The sequence below is a fragment of the Microbacterium sp. genome, from assembly GCF_031178525.1.
Classification (GTDB): Bacteria; Actinomycetota; Actinomycetes; order Actinomycetales; family Microbacteriaceae; genus Microbacterium.
Genome location: NZ_JAPSJA010000391.1, coordinates 1 through 1,717, shown reverse-complemented (window position 1 = coordinate 1,717; position 1,717 = coordinate 1). Strand labels below are relative to the sequence as shown.

The window sequence follows — 1,717 nt, the reverse complement described above, 5'->3', positions numbered from 1 at the left end:
GGCCGGCACGGAACGCCTCGGGCACGACCTCGGCGTGCAGGCGCCCGAGGATCTCCGCCTGCTCGCGCGATCGCTCGGCGAGGTCGACGAACAGCTGCCGCGGCAGACCGAGGTCGGGGGCGAGCTCGGCGAGCGTCTCCCAGCCGCCGAGCTTGCCGGTGACCGCGCCGCGCATGAGGTCGATCTCGAGCACGGGCGTCATCGGCGACCCGAGGGGGCGGCCGTTGGTCTTGAGCCGCCCTGCCTTCTCCGCCACCCACGCCGCGGCCTGGCGGTAGGGGCGCCGACGCAGCTCGAGGGAATCGATCAGGTCCTTCAGGAACGCCCGCTCGGCGCGGACCTCCTTCCACAGATCCTCGAGGGCGGGTCCGAGGTCGGTGTCCCTGTAGGCCTTCGCCATGCGCTCCAGGCGGTCCACGCCGGCGGTCGAGCCCGTGAGGTGGTCCGACAGGTAGAGGCCCAGGATGTCGCGCTCGAGTCCCGGCGGCACGCGGTGACCTGCCGAATCCGCGGGTGGCTGCACCACGCCGTCGGGCGTCGCCTCTCCGGGCGGCATCTGGTCCTGCGGCCACCCGGAGCGTGGCCGCATCGGCGGGCTGTCCGTGCCGCGGCCGTCGGCCATCCCGGTCAGCACCTCGTGCAGTGCCTCCCTCGCACCGTGCTCCGGACGCCATCCGAGCTCGCGCCGCGCGCGCGAGGTGTCCATCATCGGCGCGGTCATCGCCATGTCGAGCCAGCCCGGATCCGCCGCCACGGCATGGGCGCGCCACGCGACGTTCAGCAGCGGGCGCAGCACGCGTGCGGGAAGATCGACCCGCTTCTCGTGGCTGAGCACCCCGGCCAGGTCGGGTGCTCGCAGGATGGGCTCGGTCGCGATGTTGAACGCGCCCGTCGCGCGCTGCACGATGATGCGGCGGTACGCGTCGGCGAGGTCGGCGCCGTGCACGGCCTGCAGGCGGATGCCCTCCGGCAGCGGAACGACCGGCAGCGCCCCCGGCCGCAGCGCCGCAGGGGGCACCAGCGCGCCCAGGAACAGCCGCGTGATCTCCGCGCCGGCGTCGGCATCGAAGACGAGGGCCGGGCGCACGCGCGCGACCGCGAGCCCACGGCTCTCCGCCTCGTCGAGCACGCGCTCCTGGGCGGCCTTGTCCACCGCGTAGTGAGCGGTCGGGATGCCCTCCGTGGGCCACGACTCGTCTCTCAGGTCGTCGTCATGCACGCCGGTGTAGGCGCCCACCGAGGAGGCGCACACCAGGTGGCTGACGCCGGCACGCAGACAGGCCTCGACCACGCGGCGCGTGCCCTCCACGTTGGCGCGGCGGATCAGCTCCCTGTCGCGGTTCGGCTGGATCAGCCACGCCAGGTGCACGACCGTATCGACGCCCGACAGGGCCGCGGCGAGCCGTGCGACGACGTGCTCCTCGCCCGCCGCGCTCGGCACGGGCGCGGCGATGTCCACCAGGTCCCACCGCGCCGCGTCGTACGGGGCGGAGGAGACATCCGGCGAACGGCGCGCGATGCCGACGATGTCACCGATCTGCTCCTCGTCGCGCAGAACCTGCAGCAGCGCTGTTCCGGTGTGACCGCTCGCGCCGATGATCGCGACCTTGAGGGGGCGGGTGATGGCGTCCGACATGCGTCCTCCTGGGATGGGAAAGTGCCTCGATCCTCGCGCGTCCGGCCGCGCACATCCATGGGCTTGCGGCCGTGGGTCACC

The 1,717-nt window shown here is 73.6% G+C and carries 1 protein-coding gene; it reads right to left on the bottom strand.

The annotated features are described in order from the left end of the window. A partial coding sequence (locus RIF89_RS14740; RefSeq protein WP_309069821.1) for an NAD-dependent epimerase/dehydratase family protein occupies nucleotides 1-1,636 on the bottom strand: 1,636 nt, incomplete at its 3' end. Nucleotides 1,637-1,717 lie beyond the last annotated feature (81 nt).